A 12,916-nucleotide genomic window follows, 5' to 3' on the forward strand; every position below is an offset into this window, starting at 1 on the left:
TGGTGGCGGGGCAGGCCTCCGGTCCGGTGGCCGCCCCACTCAGTTCCGGGAGTGAGGGACCATGACGACCGCGCGCGGATACCGCGGCTCTCTCCAGGGCATCGTGGCGGCCGGCGCGGCACCCCACGGCTACACCCTGGCCCTGTGGACGGCCACCGCCGTGACCGCGTCCGCACGGGACGCACCGTCCGCCGCGGAGGTGCTGGCGCTGCTCACCGGCGCCACGCTCACCTACGTCGCGGTGGGGGCCGCCGCCCACGGCGGCCTCGGGCGTCCCCTGGCGCGCACGGCACCACCGGCCGGCCCCGTCTGGGCCGCACTGCACCTGGCCACGGTCGCCCTCGGCGCCGTGCTCAGCGCACTGCTGGCGCACGTCCTGTCCGGCCCCCTGCTGTGGGGCCTGGTGGGGGCCACCGCCACCGGCGTGTACCTGCTCGGCGCGGGCGCCCAGTTCTGGTGGGCCAGGACCGTACGGCGCCCCTCACCCCCGTCACCCGGACCGACCGTACCGACCGTACCGACCCGAGGAACCGCCATGACGCTCGTACTCGACCCCGCCGCACAGGACCTGCTCTTCCGTGAGGCCCGCACCGCCAATACCTTCACCGACGCCCCGGTCACCGACGAGCAGGTCCAGGACATCTACGACCTGGTCAAGTACGGCCCGACCTCCATGAACCAGCAGCCGCTGAGGGTGATCCTGGTCCGCTCCGAGGACGCCCGCGCACGCCTTGTGCAGCACCTGGCCGAGGGCAACAAGAAGAAGACCGCGACCGCGCCGCTGGTCGCCCTGCTCGCCGCCGACAACGAGTTCCACCAGGAACTGCCCGCCGTCTTCCCGCACTTCCCGCAGGCCAAGGACGTGTTCTTCGCCGAGCGCGCGGTCCGCGAGCGGTCGGCCGCCCTGAACGCCGCCCTGCAGGTGGGCTACTTCATCGTCGGCGTCCGCGCCGCCGGGCTCGCCGCCGGCCCGATGACCGGCTTCGACGCCGACGCGATCAACAAGGAGTTCTTCCCCGACGGCGACCACTCCGTCCTCGCCGTCGTCAACATCGGCAACCCGGGCACGGACGCGTGGTTCGCGCGCAGCCCGCGACTGGCCTACGACGAGGTGGTCAGCACCGTCTGACGCCGGACAGCGAGGATGGCCGCGCTCAAGCCCCCGGGGCCGCTCCCGGGGGCTTGAGCCATTTCGCGCGGGCCGGATTCCACCCGATCGGCATTCGACAGCAGACCAGGCGGAGGAGCCGATTCCGCTTTAGGATCCTCGATGGGCCGGCTGCCGCAGCGGATTCGCATTCCGGAGCCCTTCGTATTGCGCGCCGCACATCGCAGAATTCGAACAGGAATAGGAGAGCCGCCATGACCCCGATGGCGTTCCGTCGTGGCATTCTCGCTTTCGGCCTCACCATGGCGGCTGTCGCCGCATGCGCCCCCGCGGCGAAGGACGGCGCCGGCGAGGCGCCGGCCGCCGTCGTCGCTCCGGCAACGTCCATGCGGCCGACCGACAAGCTGTCCGTCCTGCTCGAGCAGGCTCTCCCGAACGTCAAGGGCAAGACGTTCACCTCGGCGGTCGTCGACTACCCGCCCGATGGGAGCACGCCCCCGCATCGGCACGGGGATGCCTTCGTCTACGCCTACGTCCTCAAGGGCACGGTGCGCAGCCAGCTCGCCGGAGAGCCGGTTCACACCTACCGCAAGGGTGAGTACTGGGTCGAGCCGCCGGGCGCCCACCACGTGCTGTCGGAGAACGCCAGCCGAACGGAGCCCGCGCAGTTGCTGGTCGTCTTCATCGGCAACACGGGGGATGCGATCAAGGTCGACGATCCGTCGAGCTAGGACGTCGGTTGCGGTCGGCACCGCCGCGGCACGCTCGGAGGAGAAGCATGAGCAGCCATGACGACGCGGATTACGCGGCCAGGGCGGCACGGCTGGGCTGCGCCACGCTGGTGGACGCGATGGGCCGCGTCCACAGCCATCGCGCGCACATCCTCGCCCTGTCGAGCCCCGTTGCCTCCAGGACGCTGTTCGGTCCGGCCGTCACCATCGCGTACCTGCCCTACCGCGACGATCTGCCACAGGCCGGGACCGGCTTCGGTGAACTCTTCGACCAGGCGGTCGGCGACGACCCGGCCGGGAAGGTCCTCGTGCTGTCCAGCGGCGGGTACCCGGACGTCTCGCACGGTGGCGGCACGAAACTGTCCCGGGTCAAGCGTCACCAGCTCGCCGGTGTGCTGGCGGACGGCAGGCTGCGGGACTTCGCCCAACTGCGCGACCACGGCTTCGCGTCATGGTGCCGGGGCGAGGCGACACGCTGGGGCGGCGACGTCGTCATGCCGTACGCGGCCGGCGTCGCCGTCGAAGTCGCGGGGGTGTGCATCACTCCCGGTGATTACGTCTTCGCCGACGCGGCGGGAGCCGTGGTCATCCCTCAGGCCAGCCTGGAGCGGGTGTTCCAGGAGGCGGCCAAGGTCGAAGCCGAGGACGCCGAGTCCGTCGCCCGGCTCCTGGACGAACGCCCGCCCCGGTAGCGGCCCAGGTTCCCGGCGGCCGCACGCCCACGACACGACACACGACGACGTGACACATCGCTCCTCGTCACCTCGTCCGCGGACAGCCTGTGGGGTCCGCTGATCGGCGAACTGGCCGAAGTGCTGCCCGACGGGGCCAAGGTCATCGACCGCAGCACGGTCAACGCCTGGCACGACGACCGGGTACGTGAGCGCCTCACGTCCACCGGACGCGGCAAGCTCATCTTCTCGGGCATCTCATTGGAGGTGTGCGCGACGCTGCCCGCCATCGCGGCCGCCGCGGAGGGCTACGACACCTACGTCGCGCTCGACGCGTCCGGGACGTTCTCCGGCGCCAAGCGGGAGGCCGGCCTCATCCGGCTCCAGCAGGCGGGTGTCATCGTCAGCGACTACGCCACGCTGATGGTCGAGATCCTCGGCGACAACGCCTCGGCCAAGGCCGCCGAGGTGTACGCGGCCCTCGACATGCCGTTCGCCGTGCTCGTCGGGCAGATCTCCGCCGCGTACGGCGCGTAGCGCCGCGTGCCTTGTCCCGGCGCCGGGACCGCAATCGGCCCCGGCACCGGGATGACGCGTGCCGCCTCGGCTACTCGCCGGTCTGCTGCCGCAGCCGCTCGTCCAGCCAGGTACGGGCCACGCCCCAGGCGTGCCCGTCCGGGTCGATCACGTCGAAGTGGTCCGCTCCGGGTGAGATCGCGAGTGTGACGTCCGCTCCCTTGGCCGTGGCGGCTTGCGCGTAGGTCTGCGCGTAGGCCGGCGGGATCACCTCGTCGGCCGAGCCGTGGACGACCAGGACCGGGACCCCGCCGTCGGCGAGTTCGACGGGGGAAGCGACCGCGTACCGGTCGGCGTGTTCCGCGACGCTCCCTCCGAGCAGCAGCCGGGCGATGCCGTCCCCGGCCTGAGCGGCCACCGCAGGCCACACGTCGGCGTGGGACGGCGGCGGCGCGTTGGGCGGGACGTCGGCATCGGAGTCCGTCATGCCGTTGCCGAGTGCCACCGAGTCGGCGTGGACCAGGTCCAGCACGCCGGCCAGCGACACCACTGCGACGGGCTTGACCCGGGGATGCGCGCCGGGAACGCCGTCCGGCAGGGCGGAGCGGTGCGCGACCCATGTGGCCAGGTGCCCGCCCGCCGAGTGTCCGACCACCAGAACGCGGCCCGCGTCGACCGCCGGGTCGAGGTGGGCGACGGCGTCCACGGCCGCCGCCATGTCGTCGAACGTCCCCGGCCACCCGCCGCCGGGTTCGCCGATCCTGCGGTACTCCACGTTCCAGACGGCGTAGCCGCGTGCCACGAGGTCCTCGGCCAGCGGTACGACCTGCCGGCGGTCGAACATGGCCGTCCACCATCCGCCGTGCACCAGGACCACGACGGGGAAGGGCCCCTCGCTCTCGGGGAGGTAGAGCTCTCCAACCTGGGACGGCTCGGGTCCGTAGGCGACGGTCCGTACCGCTCGGGAGCCATCGGCCGCGTCGTCGTAGCGCACCCCGCTGTCGGCGCTGACGAGCCGGTCGATCGTGGCGAAGAACGCGGCGATCTCGGGGAGGTTGCCCCCCTTCGCGCGCGACTCGTCGAAGGCCAGGGCGTCCGCCCATTCGACGACGTCCAGCCAGGTGTCGTCGGCGACGCGCACCAGGCGTGCGCCGATGAAGCCCCTGCGGTCCTTGCGGAACGCCGACAGCATGCCGGAGCGCGCCGACAGCATGTCCGACGTCCTGTCCGGTGCGACGACGAACGTCGTCAGCTCGATCACAGACATCCTCAGCTCCTGACGGGTGATGCACGGAACACGATTAGTGAGCAAACTTGATAGTCACTGATCTTGACTATTCACCTTAGGTGTCCCCGGGGACGGCGGCAAGCGAGAGCGGAGGCCGGACGGAGGGCCGGGCGTCATGCGCGTGGTCATCCACCGCGGTGAACACACGGGCGGTGCGCCCCGGATGCACAGCGGGCACCCGGCGAGGCCGCCACACTACGATCGACCGTAGTGAGGGACTCCAGACGCAAAGGGGTGGCCGGCCGTGCGGCGCAGTGAACGGAAGGTGACGGATCCCGACATCGGGATCATGTCCGCACGCCTGCTCTTCTCGGTCCAGAAGGAACTCTTCGAGAAGCTCGCCGAACAGGGCCATCCCGAGCTGCGCCCCCAGCACGGCGCGGTGCTGGGGTACATCGACGAAGAGGGCAGCCGGGCGACGGAACTGTCCCGGCTGTCCGGGGCCCACAAACAGGTCATCGGCAATCTGATCGACGAACTCGAAGCCCTGGACTACGTGGAGCGCCGCCCGGACCCCAGCGACAGGCGCGCGAAACTGATCGTGCCCACCGCCCTGGGACGCGACCAGATGCGCAAGTCCGACGCCATCATGGCCGCCATCGAGGAGCGCCACGCCGAGGAGATCGGCAAGCAGGAGTACGCACGCTTCAAGGACGCGTTCCGGCGGATCACCGCACTCCAGACCGAACGCTTCGACGAGGCCACGACGCCCCGGCGGCGGCGTCCGGCGGCCGGAGACTGACCGTCTACAGGCGGGCGGTCATCCCGCCGTATATCGCGAGCGCGGCTCCGGTGATGAACCCGGTCTCGTCGCTCAGCAGGAACGCCGCGAACGCGGCGATCTCCTCCGCCCGGGCCATCCGCCCGAGCGGATGCATCGCTTCGGCCGAGCGCCAGGAGTCCTCCGGCGTCAGGTCCGGGTCGGCCTGCGCGAGAGCGCGCGACAAGGGCGTGTCGACACCGCCGGTGACCAGGGCGTTGACCCGGACGCCGGCCGCGGCCGCGTCCGGCGCCGCCGACTGGGTGAGCCCGATGACGCCGTGCTTGGCCGCGTTGTAGGGGGCCATGTGCGGGCACGCGGCGACGCCGCAGACGGAGGCGTTCTTCAGGTCGCGCCCCCGCCGCTCGCCTGGAGCGCGGGTATCTCGTACTTCAGGGCGTAGAAGACGCTGGTGAGGTTCAGCTCCAGGTCCGCGTGCCAGGCCCCGCTGTCGACCTCGGTGACCCTGCCGTCGGCGGTGGGGGCGCCCGCGTTGTTGAACGCGCCGTCGAGCCTGCCGTACAGGCCCAGCGCCTGCCCGACCGCCTCCTCCACGTCGGCCTCCACGGTCACGTCGGTGGGTACGAAGGTCGCCTCGCCTCCGGCGGCCTTGATGTCGGCCGCCAGCGCCTCACCGACCTCCCGGCCGCGTGCCGCGAGGACGAGCTTCGCGCCCTCGCCCGCGACGCGCTCCGCCGTCGCCCAGCCCATGCCCGAGGTGGCCCCGGTGATCAGGATGACCTTCTCTGCGAAACGTGCGTACACGATCACTCCCCTGGCCGGTCGGGCCGGAAGGTGGAACTCCCAGCGTTGTCGTACCCCCGGCGTAGCATCCGCCCGGAGTCGGGATTGCGGTGTGCGGCTGACGGAGGCGCGTGGATGACGAGCACAACAGGCGAGACCGTGACGGTGTCCCGGCTCTTCGGGACCCCGGCGGGGGACATCTTCCGGATCCTGGCGGACCCGGGACAACACTCTGCGTTCGACGGCTCGGGGATGCTGCGCGGTGCCGCCACCGACGCCCCCGTTTCGGGCGTCGGAGACGTCTTCGTGATGCGGATGCACCACGAGCGTCACGGTGACTACGAAATGAACAACCACGTCGTCGAGTACGAGCCGGACCGCCGCATCGGCTGGGAGCCGCGACCCGGCCGCGGGCATCCGGACGTCGCCGCGCCTGGTGCGGTGTGGGGGCACCGATGGATCTTCGATCTACGCCCGAACGGCGCCGGGGCGACGATCGTGACCGAGATCTTCGATGGTTCGCGCATGCCGGAGGACAAGCGCACGGAAGTGGTCAACGGGCGCGCCTGGTGGCAGAGCCAGATGGCAAGCACCCTGGAACGCCTCGCCGAACTGTGCGCCGTCCGGTGACCGCCGAATTCGACGCCCTCAAGGGCGGCCTGGACCGGCAGCGGCAGCATGTCCTCGGGATCCTCGCCAGCCTCTCGGAGGACGATCTGCGCCGGCCCGTACTGCCCAGCGGCTGGAGCTGCCTGGCCCTGGTGCGGCATCTGACCCTGGACGTCGAACGCTTCTGGTTCCCCGGCGTCATCGCGGGCGAGCCGGCTGTGGCCCGGCAGCTCACGGCGGGGGCGCAGGCACACTGGTCCGTGCCCGAGACGATGAGTGCCGAGGAGGTCTTCGCCGACTACCGGACGGCCGTCGAGCGCGCGGACGCCGTCCTGGCTTCCACGGCACTCGAACAGCCGCCTGCCGCCTGGCCCGAGGAGATCTGGCCCGACTGGCGGCTGCCCGACGTGCGCCACATCCTGATCCACGTGCTCACCGAGGTCGCCTGTCACAGCGGCCACTTGGACGCCGCCCGCGAACTGATCGACGGCAGGACCTGGCTCGGCGGCGACCCCTACGCCCGTGACTGACCGCAGCGGGGTGTGACGGCTCGTCAGGAAGCCGAGGGGTCGGGCCCGGCGCCCGCGATTCCCGCGGCGTCACGCTGGAGGCGGGCGAGGGCGTGGACCGTGTCGCGGGTCGCCGGGTACAGGCCCCGGTAGAGGCTGTGCAGCCTGTCGTACGCAGTCTCCGTGGCCGGGTCCGGTACGCACTGCTCCTGGACGGGGTTCCACGTCGCGGTGGCCGTTCCACCGTCCCATTGGGCGGCGAGCCGGGCGGCCCCGTAGGCGGCTCCGACGGTGACGGTGGGAATGTCCTGGGGCAGCCCGGTGACGTCGGAGACGATCTGCGTCCAGAGCCTGCCCTGCGTGCCCCCGCCGACCGCGACGACCCGCTCGATGTCGGCGCCCGCCCGGCGCATGGCCTCGACGTTGTGGCGCACGCCGTGAGCGGTGGCCTCCAGCGCGGCCCGGTACAGGTCGCCGCGGGTGTGCTCGACGGTCAGACCGGCGATCACCCCGCGAGCGTCGGGGTCGGCGATCGGCGTCCGCTCACCGGCGAAGTACGGGAGCATCGCGAGCCCGCGCGCGCCGACGCCGCTGGCCGCGGCCTCCGCCAGCAGGTCCGCGCGGCCGGGTGAGCCGAACAGGCCGCGCAGCCACTCGGTGACCGCACCGGAGGTGGCCATCCCGGCGGCGAGGGAGCGCGTGCCCGGGAAGGCGCCGACGGTGCTCCACAGTTCGGGCACGCGCAGCTGCGCGGTGACGGTGGCGATGAGGAACATCGTCGTGCCGTACATGAGCATCAGGTCGCCCGGTCCGGTCGCGTCGACGCTGACGGCCTCGGCCCAGGCGTCGATCGTCCCGGTCAGGACGGGTGTCCCCGGCGGGAGCCCGGTTGCCGCTGCCGCCCCGGCCGTCACCGTGCCGGCCTGGTCACCGGGCCAGCGCAGCTCGGGCAGTTCCGCGTGCGGCCACACCGCGTCCACCCAGGGGCAGTACCACTCCTGCGCCCGGGTGTCGTAGAAGGGGACCGACTGGCTTGCCGAGTGGTGGTCGAGCACGTAGGCGCCGGTGAGCCGGTGGGCGAGGAAGGAGGCCGGCATGAACAGCCGCCGTGCCGCGCGGAACACCTCGGGCTCGTGCTCGGCCACCCAGGCCACCTTCGGCCCCACCGCCTGTGTGGACAGCACGCTGCCGCACCGGTCGAGGACGGCCCCGCGGCCGAGTTCGGCGTCGAGCCGGGCGATCTGCGCGACGGCCCGCGTGTCCACGCCGTACAGGACGGCCGGACGCAGCGGCCGGTTCGCGGCGTCGGCCAGAGCGACGCACGGGCCCATGCCGCTGACGCCGACCGCATCCACGCGCGTACCGCCGGACAGGAGGTCGCGGGTGATGTCGCAGAACTCCCGCCACCACACATCGGGGTCCATCTCGACGTGTCCTGGTCTCGGGCGGGAGACGGTGTGCGTGCGCACGGCGGTCGCGATCACCGTGCCCGATGCGTCGACCAGGACGCCCTTGCTGCTGGATGTGCCGACGTCGACACCGAGGAAGGCCATACCTGCATGTCACCACACGGGTGGGCCGTGACACCGAGAACGCGGTCCTGCTGTGGGCGGACGCGCATCATTCGCCGCCGGCCCCGCATTCAATCGTTCCAGCGGTTCATGCTGCCCTCGTCACGGCAGAAGACCAGGCGGCCGTTGCCGGCGCGCGTGGACCGGCCGCCCGGCCGGCCGCCTCCGCCCGTCAGCTCCGGTAAGTCGGGTGACGGAGCGCCGCGGGCCTGGTAGAACAGGCGCCGATGGGCATCCGGGAGCGCGACCGCAAGGTGTACCGGCCGCTGCGGCGGGCCGGCCTCGAGGTGATCCCGAACGCCGTGCCGGACGGCACGATGCCGTTCGTCCACGGATACGCGACCGAGGACGTGGACGGCAGCTTCTGCCACCCGTACGACACCCACGGCTCGTCGAGCGGCTCAACGAGGACGGGTACGACCTCGCCGTCGCCTCGGGACTCTTCGACCATCGCCGCGAATTCCTCGTCCAGCTTCCGCAGGGCGCCCGAACGCGCCAGGCCGCCCTGCGGAAACAGCACAGCGGCAGCCACGTCGCGCCGGCGGTCTGGGCCCGGGTCCGGCTCCTGGAACGCTGGGACGTCATGGGAATGGGCGCGGCATCGGCGTTCCTCGGCGTCCACGCGGGCCATTCCGGCTTCGCCATGATGGCGCTCGACGACAGCCCCTACGTCATCCGCGAGTTCAAGGGGCGGATCGCCGCCTGGCTCGCCGGCCGCACACCGGACGCCGTCGGCCTTCCGGGCGGCTGACGCCGCGATCCAGGCGACAGGCGGCAGGCCACGGCCGGGAGCGGCAGCCGGGAGGCAAGTTGATCGTTGCACCACACACCCATTAGGCTCTTGCCTGATCAAGTAAATTGTCGGACGTGCAGGCGCTCCCGGCGAACGGTGAGCCGACGAGGACGCCTGACACGCCACCGGTCTGCCACGCACCGGGGAAAACAGGAACGAGCGGCCGGTCAGCGCCGCGCATGTGAGGGAGGAACCGGGGTGTCCGGCAGATCACACAACCCCTACGGCTTCTGGTACCGGCTGGCCGCGGCCATCGCGAAACCCGTGCTGTTCGTCCTCGTCAGGCACCGGTGGCGCGGGCACGAACACATACCCGCCGAGGGCGGTTTCATCACCGCCGTCAACCACATCTCGTACTTCGACCCGCTCACCTACGGGCACTTCCAGTACAACAGCGGTCGGCCGCCCCGGCTTCTGGCCAAGGCGTCCCTCTTCACCATCCCCTTCGTCGGCACGGTGCTGCGCAAGACCGGCCAGATCCCCGTCCACCGCGGAACGGCCGACGCCGCGCTGGCGCTCCGGGACGCGATCGCCGCCGTCAACAAGGGAGAGTGCGTCGCGGTCTACCCGGAGGGCACCGTCACCCGCGACCCGCACCTGTGGCCGATGGCCGCCAAGACCGGTGCGGCACGCATCGCGCTGACGACCGGCGCGCCCGTCATCCCGGTCGCCCAGTGGGGCGCGCACCGGATCGCACCGCCTTACGCGCGCGGGGGACGCGGCAACCGCCGGGTGTGGCTGGTGCCCCGCCAGACCGTGCACGTCGTGGCGGGACCCCCGGTCGACCTCAGCCGCCACCACGGCAAGGAGCTCACGCCGGGCGTTCTGAAGGACGCCACGGAGGACATCATGACCGCCATCACCGCGCTCCTCGCCGACATCCGCGCCGAGCAGCCCCCCGCCGAACGCCACAGCGTGCGCCGCGCCGCGCGCGAGCGCGGCAAGTGACCCGCGACGCTGCGGGGCCGCGCGGAGCGGCAACGGGTGCTGCCCACAGGTGAGTTGATCGTCGGACGTGCCGCGGCCCGTGGCGGAGGGTTCTCCGCCACGGGCCATTCGACGGCGCCCGGGGCCCAGCCGTCACACGCTCTGGTCGCGCCCCCGCCCCCGGGCCGTGGTGCGCGCCGTCACGATGGGCTCGAGCAGCCGCCGCGGGGTGTTGATCGCACTGGAGACGGGATCGTCGTCGGTCCCCTGAGGCTGGAAGCCCGGTCCGGGCTCCATGCGGATTTCCGGGACCGGGACGCCCGCACCGCATTCCTGGCAGCGTCCGTCGGGGTCGAGGAGGCCCCCGTCGAGGTCATGGCGGATGAGGCGCTTGGTTCGTTCGGGGAGTAGCTGGGAGTGCACGACATCGGGCGGCCGAAGAAGGGCGAGACCGTCGTCGTCACCGCCGCGGGCGGCGCCGTGGGGTCTGAGCCCTTCATCTCCATGGACCACCAGGCTCGCTTCGACGAGATCGAGGCCGGCCTCCTGCCCCGGGTGCGCCGGGGCGAGCTGCGCAGCCGCGGGCACGTGATCGAGGGGCTGACCGCGGCCCCGGCAGCCCTCCACAGGCTCTTCGACGGCACGAACACGGGCAAGCTCCTCGTCCGCGTCGGACACTCCTGACCCACCCGTGCCGCGCGGGCCGCCCGGCCGTGGCGCATCGCCCACCGCAACCAGGAGGTCGATCATGTCGTCCGTACTCATCACCGGCGCGTCCAGAGGCATCGGGCGCGCCATCGCCGTCGAGCTGGCGGCTCGGGGCCATCGCGTGATCGCCACCGCACGCCGCCCGGAGACACTGGCCGGCCTCCCCGTCGACCGGCGCCTGCGGCTCGACGTCACCGATCAGGAGAGCGTCGACCAGGCCGTCCAGGACGCCGGCGGGTCACTTCGGCATCAAGGTGAGCATCGTGCAGCCCGGCGCCGTCTCCTCCGGTGGCGAGGAGCGCGCCAAGGTGTTCCTGAAGGAGGACGATCCCTACGCCCCGCTCTACGCGGCCCTGCCCGCCCTCCGGGGTGAGCTCATCACCCCCGAGGACGTGGCCGCCGCGGTGGCCGGCACGATCGAACAGCCCGCGCCTGCACTGCGCGTGCCGGTCGGCGCGCCCGCCGAGCAGGTGTTGCGGGCCCGTAAGGAGGCCCCGGAGAACGAGCCCTTCCTGATGGCGAAGATCAACTGGTAAGGGCCCCGGAGGCACCCTTCGCCTGCCACAGGTCGCGGAGCAGGGCGATCTCGGCCATGTGGTGGATGAGTTCCAGGTTGCCGCCCGCGAGCACGGCGACGAACGGCTCGTCGGGGTCGGAGCCGTACGGGTACTGCGAGAAACCGATCGTGTCGAGCTGCTCGTCGGTGACGGTGGCGACGCTCTCGCGCCAGCGGTCGATCACCGCCCAGAACCGCTGGAGCGCCACGGCTGCGGAGGGCGTGAAGTCGACGAGCAGCTTGGGCTCGTGCCGCCGTTCGCCGAAGGTCCACTCCCATCCGCCCGCGAAACAGAAGTGCAGGTGCCCCAGGCGCCACGCGATGGTCGTGAACGGTACTCGGTCGGGCTCCGGCGGGCCGGTGTGGGCCAGGACCTGCGCGACCCGTTCGACGCTCACGCTCCAGTCCTCGGCGATCTTGTCGACGGTCATGCCGCCCGCGGCCTGCCGGGCCACCTCCGCGTACTCGCTCGCCGGGATGTCCGGGGCACCCAGGTCGAGCACCCACTCCCCCGGACCGAACGCCCTGGGCGTCGTCGCCTCACACCGCCGACGGACCGACCAGCAACCGGGCACCGGTTCCCACAGGTACTCCTCGTCACCGAGCCCCTCGAGCCGTACCTGGGCCATCTCCCGGGCGTGGTCGAACTGGTCGAGCAGCAAGCCCAGTCGGCCGGTCCGCGCGCCCTCTGTCGCCATGTGTCCGGCTCCCTCCGCGGTCGCGTTCCCTCGCTGCTCACAGGCGAAGCTAACGGCTCACCTCACGGGACGCGACCGATTTCCCGGCCCGCGTCCTCAGCGCTCGGCGCACGGCGCACGGCGCTCAGATGCGGACACCGAACTGGAACGGCATGTTGTTGATGGACTCGTAGCGCACGAGCGTGCCGGTGCGCGGCGCGTGCAGGACCATGCCGTTGCCCGCGTAGAGGCCGACGTGGTGCAGGTCGCCGTAGAACAGGACGAGGTCGCCGGGCGCGAGCTGGCTCATCGACAGGCGCGTGCCCGCGTTGGCCTGCAACTGGGAAGGCCGCGGTATGTGTGCGCCGGCCTGGGCGTAGGCCCAGGAGGTGAGGCCGGAACAGTCGAAGGCATTGGGACCGGACGCGCCGTAGACGTACGGCAGGTTGAGCCTGGTCTTGGCCGCGGCGAGGGCGGCGGCGGCGAGCGAGGAGGCCGGCGGGACGTTGCCCAGGTCGACGCGGTCGTTGGAGCGGTTGGCCCGGTTCTCCGCGGCGGTGAGGGACGCACGCTGGGCGGAGGTCAGCGAGTTGAGGAGCTTCTGCGCCTCGGCCAGCTTCGCCTGGACTTCCTTCTTCTTCTTGCCCAGTTCGGTGCGGGTCTCGTCGAGCTCGTTGAGCTTGCTCGCGGCCTCCGCCTTCTGCTGGTTGAGGGTGCGCTTCTTCTCCGCGATCTGCTGGAGCGCCTC

At 71.8% G+C, this 12,916-nt stretch carries 20 protein-coding genes; 12 read left to right on the forward strand and 8 right to left on the reverse strand.

The genetic code is table 11. The annotated features are described in order from the left end of the window. The first annotated feature begins 535 nt into the window (after nucleotides 1-535). The 4 genes from ABZ312_RS41650 (at nucleotide 536) to ABZ312_RS41665 (ending at nucleotide 3,047) form a co-directional block, all read left to right on the forward strand. A complete protein-coding gene (locus tag ABZ312_RS41650; RefSeq protein WP_500328371.1) occupies nucleotides 536-1,129 on the forward strand; it encodes a malonic semialdehyde reductase in 594 nt (197 codons plus the stop codon). 233 nt (nucleotides 1,130-1,362) lie between these two features. Next, nucleotides 1,363-1,839 carry a cupin domain-containing protein gene (locus tag ABZ312_RS41655; protein WP_500328343.1) on the forward strand — a complete coding sequence of 159 codons (477 nt, stop codon included), beginning with the start codon at nucleotides 1,363-1,365 and terminating at the stop codon, nucleotides 1,837-1,839. A gap of 47 nt (nucleotides 1,840-1,886) precedes the next feature. Then, the gene (locus ABZ312_RS41660) at nucleotides 1,887-2,531 is read left to right on the forward strand and encodes an RraA family protein (protein ID WP_500328345.1); all 645 of its coding nucleotides are present in this window, start codon (nucleotides 1,887-1,889) and stop codon (nucleotides 2,529-2,531) included. 102 nt (nucleotides 2,532-2,633) lie between these two features. Continuing rightward, nucleotides 2,634-3,047 carry an isochorismatase family protein gene (locus ABZ312_RS41665; protein ID WP_500439961.1) on the forward strand — a complete coding sequence of 138 codons (414 nt, stop codon included), beginning with the start codon at nucleotides 2,634-2,636 and terminating at the stop codon, nucleotides 3,045-3,047. Between the two features lie 70 nt (nucleotides 3,048-3,117). Here ABZ312_RS41665 and ABZ312_RS41670 read toward each other — a convergent pair whose 3' ends face one another. Continuing rightward, on the reverse strand, nucleotides 3,118-4,293 hold the full coding sequence (locus ABZ312_RS41670; RefSeq protein ID WP_500439955.1) for an alpha/beta hydrolase family protein: 1,176 nt from the start codon (nucleotides 4,291-4,293) through the stop codon (nucleotides 3,118-3,120). Between the two features lie 286 nt (nucleotides 4,294-4,579). Between ABZ312_RS41670 and ABZ312_RS41675 the strand changes: the two genes are divergently transcribed. Next, nucleotides 4,580-5,056, forward strand: a complete 477-nt coding sequence (locus ABZ312_RS41675; RefSeq protein ID WP_500328348.1) for a MarR family winged helix-turn-helix transcriptional regulator — start codon at nucleotides 4,580-4,582, stop codon at nucleotides 5,054-5,056. A gap of 4 nt (nucleotides 5,057-5,060) precedes the next feature. On the opposite strand, the gene ABZ312_RS41680 is transcribed toward ABZ312_RS41675, so the two are convergent. Both ABZ312_RS41680 and ABZ312_RS41685 read right to left on the reverse strand, forming a co-directional pair. After that, nucleotides 5,061-5,381 (reverse strand): SDR family oxidoreductase, encoded by a 321-nt coding sequence (locus ABZ312_RS41680; RefSeq protein ID WP_500357819.1) that lies wholly within the window; start codon nucleotides 5,379-5,381, stop codon nucleotides 5,061-5,063. 38 nt (nucleotides 5,382-5,419) lie between these two features. Beyond that, the gene (locus ABZ312_RS41685) at nucleotides 5,420-5,839 is read right to left on the reverse strand and encodes an SDR family NAD(P)-dependent oxidoreductase (protein WP_500357820.1); all 420 of its coding nucleotides are present in this window, start codon (nucleotides 5,837-5,839) and stop codon (nucleotides 5,420-5,422) included. 114 nt (nucleotides 5,840-5,953) lie between these two features. On the opposite strand from ABZ312_RS41685, the gene ABZ312_RS41690 reads away from it, so the two are divergent. Both ABZ312_RS41690 and ABZ312_RS41695 read left to right on the forward strand, forming a co-directional pair. Next, nucleotides 5,954-6,448 (forward strand): SRPBCC domain-containing protein, encoded by a 495-nt coding sequence (locus ABZ312_RS41690; RefSeq protein ID WP_500357822.1) that lies wholly within the window; start codon nucleotides 5,954-5,956, stop codon nucleotides 6,446-6,448. Continuing rightward, entirely contained in the window at nucleotides 6,445-6,957 is a 513-nt protein-coding gene (locus tag ABZ312_RS41695; protein ID WP_500439956.1) for a DinB family protein, read from the forward strand. Before ABZ312_RS41690 ends, ABZ312_RS41695 begins: the two co-directional genes overlap by 4 nt. A gap of 23 nt (nucleotides 6,958-6,980) precedes the next feature. Here ABZ312_RS41695 and ABZ312_RS41700 read toward each other — a convergent pair whose 3' ends face one another. Together ABZ312_RS41700 and ABZ312_RS41705 are read right to left on the reverse strand one after the other, a co-directional pair. Then, entirely contained in the window at nucleotides 6,981-8,489 is a 1,509-nt protein-coding gene (locus ABZ312_RS41700) for an FGGY-family carbohydrate kinase (protein WP_500328353.1), read from the reverse strand. Nucleotides 8,490-8,679: 190 nt separating this feature from the next. After that, nucleotides 8,680-9,027 carry a hypothetical protein gene (locus ABZ312_RS41705; RefSeq protein WP_500357826.1) on the reverse strand — a complete coding sequence of 116 codons (348 nt, stop codon included), beginning with the start codon at nucleotides 9,025-9,027 and terminating at the stop codon, nucleotides 8,680-8,682. A 63-nt stretch (nucleotides 9,028-9,090) separates the two neighbouring features. On the opposite strand from ABZ312_RS41705, the gene ABZ312_RS41710 reads away from it, so the two are divergent. After that, the gene (locus ABZ312_RS41710) at nucleotides 9,091-9,258 is read left to right on the forward strand and encodes a hypothetical protein (protein ID WP_500357828.1); all 168 of its coding nucleotides are present in this window, start codon (nucleotides 9,091-9,093) and stop codon (nucleotides 9,256-9,258) included. A gap of 240 nt (nucleotides 9,259-9,498) precedes the next feature. Next, nucleotides 9,499-10,248, forward strand: coding sequence for a lysophospholipid acyltransferase family protein (locus ABZ312_RS41715; protein ID WP_500439957.1), 750 nt, complete (start codon nucleotides 9,499-9,501; stop codon nucleotides 10,246-10,248). A gap of 132 nt (nucleotides 10,249-10,380) precedes the next feature. On the opposite strand, the gene ABZ312_RS41720 is transcribed toward ABZ312_RS41715, so the two are convergent. Then, nucleotides 10,381-10,524 carry a hypothetical protein gene (locus ABZ312_RS41720; RefSeq protein ID WP_500439958.1) on the reverse strand — a complete coding sequence of 48 codons (144 nt, stop codon included), beginning with the start codon at nucleotides 10,522-10,524 and terminating at the stop codon, nucleotides 10,381-10,383. A 120-nt stretch (nucleotides 10,525-10,644) separates the two neighbouring features. On the opposite strand from ABZ312_RS41720, the gene ABZ312_RS41725 reads away from it, so the two are divergent. From ABZ312_RS41725 to ABZ312_RS41735, 3 genes are all read left to right on the forward strand, one after another. Further along, the gene (locus ABZ312_RS41725) at nucleotides 10,645-10,911 is read left to right on the forward strand and encodes a hypothetical protein (RefSeq protein WP_500328361.1); all 267 of its coding nucleotides are present in this window, start codon (nucleotides 10,645-10,647) and stop codon (nucleotides 10,909-10,911) included. 64 nt (nucleotides 10,912-10,975) lie between these two features. After that, on the forward strand, nucleotides 10,976-11,308 hold the full coding sequence (locus ABZ312_RS41730) for an SDR family NAD(P)-dependent oxidoreductase (protein WP_500439959.1): 333 nt from the start codon (nucleotides 10,976-10,978) through the stop codon (nucleotides 11,306-11,308). After that, the gene (locus ABZ312_RS41735; protein ID WP_500439962.1) at nucleotides 11,199-11,471 is read left to right on the forward strand and encodes a hypothetical protein; all 273 of its coding nucleotides are present in this window, start codon (nucleotides 11,199-11,201) and stop codon (nucleotides 11,469-11,471) included. The genes ABZ312_RS41730 and ABZ312_RS41735 overlap by 110 nt, the downstream gene beginning before the upstream one ends. Here ABZ312_RS41735 and ABZ312_RS41740 read toward each other — a convergent pair. Continuing rightward, nucleotides 11,461-12,189 carry a DinB family protein gene (locus ABZ312_RS41740; protein ID WP_500327432.1) on the reverse strand — a complete coding sequence of 243 codons (729 nt, stop codon included), beginning with the start codon at nucleotides 12,187-12,189 and terminating at the stop codon, nucleotides 11,461-11,463. The two genes, ABZ312_RS41735 and ABZ312_RS41740, sit on opposite strands and share 11 nt — an antisense overlap. Nucleotides 12,190-12,313: 124 nt before the next feature. Then, nucleotides 12,314-12,916, reverse strand: a 603-nt coding sequence (locus ABZ312_RS41745; protein ID WP_500439960.1) for a C40 family peptidase, incomplete at its 5' end; no start/stop codon positions are given.

Source organism: Streptomyces sp. NPDC006207, from assembly GCF_040613835.1.
Lineage (GTDB): Bacteria > Actinomycetota > Actinomycetes > Streptomycetales > Streptomycetaceae > Actinacidiphila.

Coding starts and splice junctions, on each gene's coding strand:
- ABZ312_RS41650 (WP_500328371.1), top strand. CDS start 536: ATGACGCTCGTACTCGACCCCGCCGCACAGGACCTGCTCTTCCGTGAG.
- ABZ312_RS41655 (WP_500328343.1), top strand. CDS start 1,363: ATGACCCCGATGGCGTTCCGTCGTGGCATTCTCGCTTTCGGCCTCACC.
- ABZ312_RS41660 (WP_500328345.1), top strand. CDS start 1,887: ATGAGCAGCCATGACGACGCGGATTACGCGGCCAGGGCGGCACGGCTG.
- ABZ312_RS41670 (WP_500439955.1), bottom strand. CDS start 4,293: ATGTCTGTGATCGAGCTGACGACGTTCGTCGTCGCACCGGACAGGACG.
- ABZ312_RS41680 (WP_500357819.1), bottom strand. CDS start 5,381: ATGGCCCCCTACAACGCGGCCAAGCACGGCGTCATCGGGCTCACCCAG.
- ABZ312_RS41690 (WP_500357822.1), top strand. CDS start 5,954: ATGACGAGCACAACAGGCGAGACCGTGACGGTGTCCCGGCTCTTCGGG.
- ABZ312_RS41700 (WP_500328353.1), bottom strand. CDS start 8,489: ATGGCCTTCCTCGGTGTCGACGTCGGCACATCCAGCAGCAAGGGCGTC.
- ABZ312_RS41710 (WP_500357828.1), top strand. CDS start 9,091: ATGGGAATGGGCGCGGCATCGGCGTTCCTCGGCGTCCACGCGGGCCAT.
- ABZ312_RS41720 (WP_500439958.1), bottom strand. CDS start 10,524: ATGGAGCCCGGACCGGGCTTCCAGCCTCAGGGGACCGACGACGATCCC.
- ABZ312_RS41730 (WP_500439959.1), top strand. CDS start 10,976: ATGTCGTCCGTACTCATCACCGGCGCGTCCAGAGGCATCGGGCGCGCC.
- ABZ312_RS41740 (WP_500327432.1), bottom strand. CDS start 12,189: ATGGCGACAGAGGGCGCGCGGACCGGCCGACTGGGCTTGCTGCTCGAC.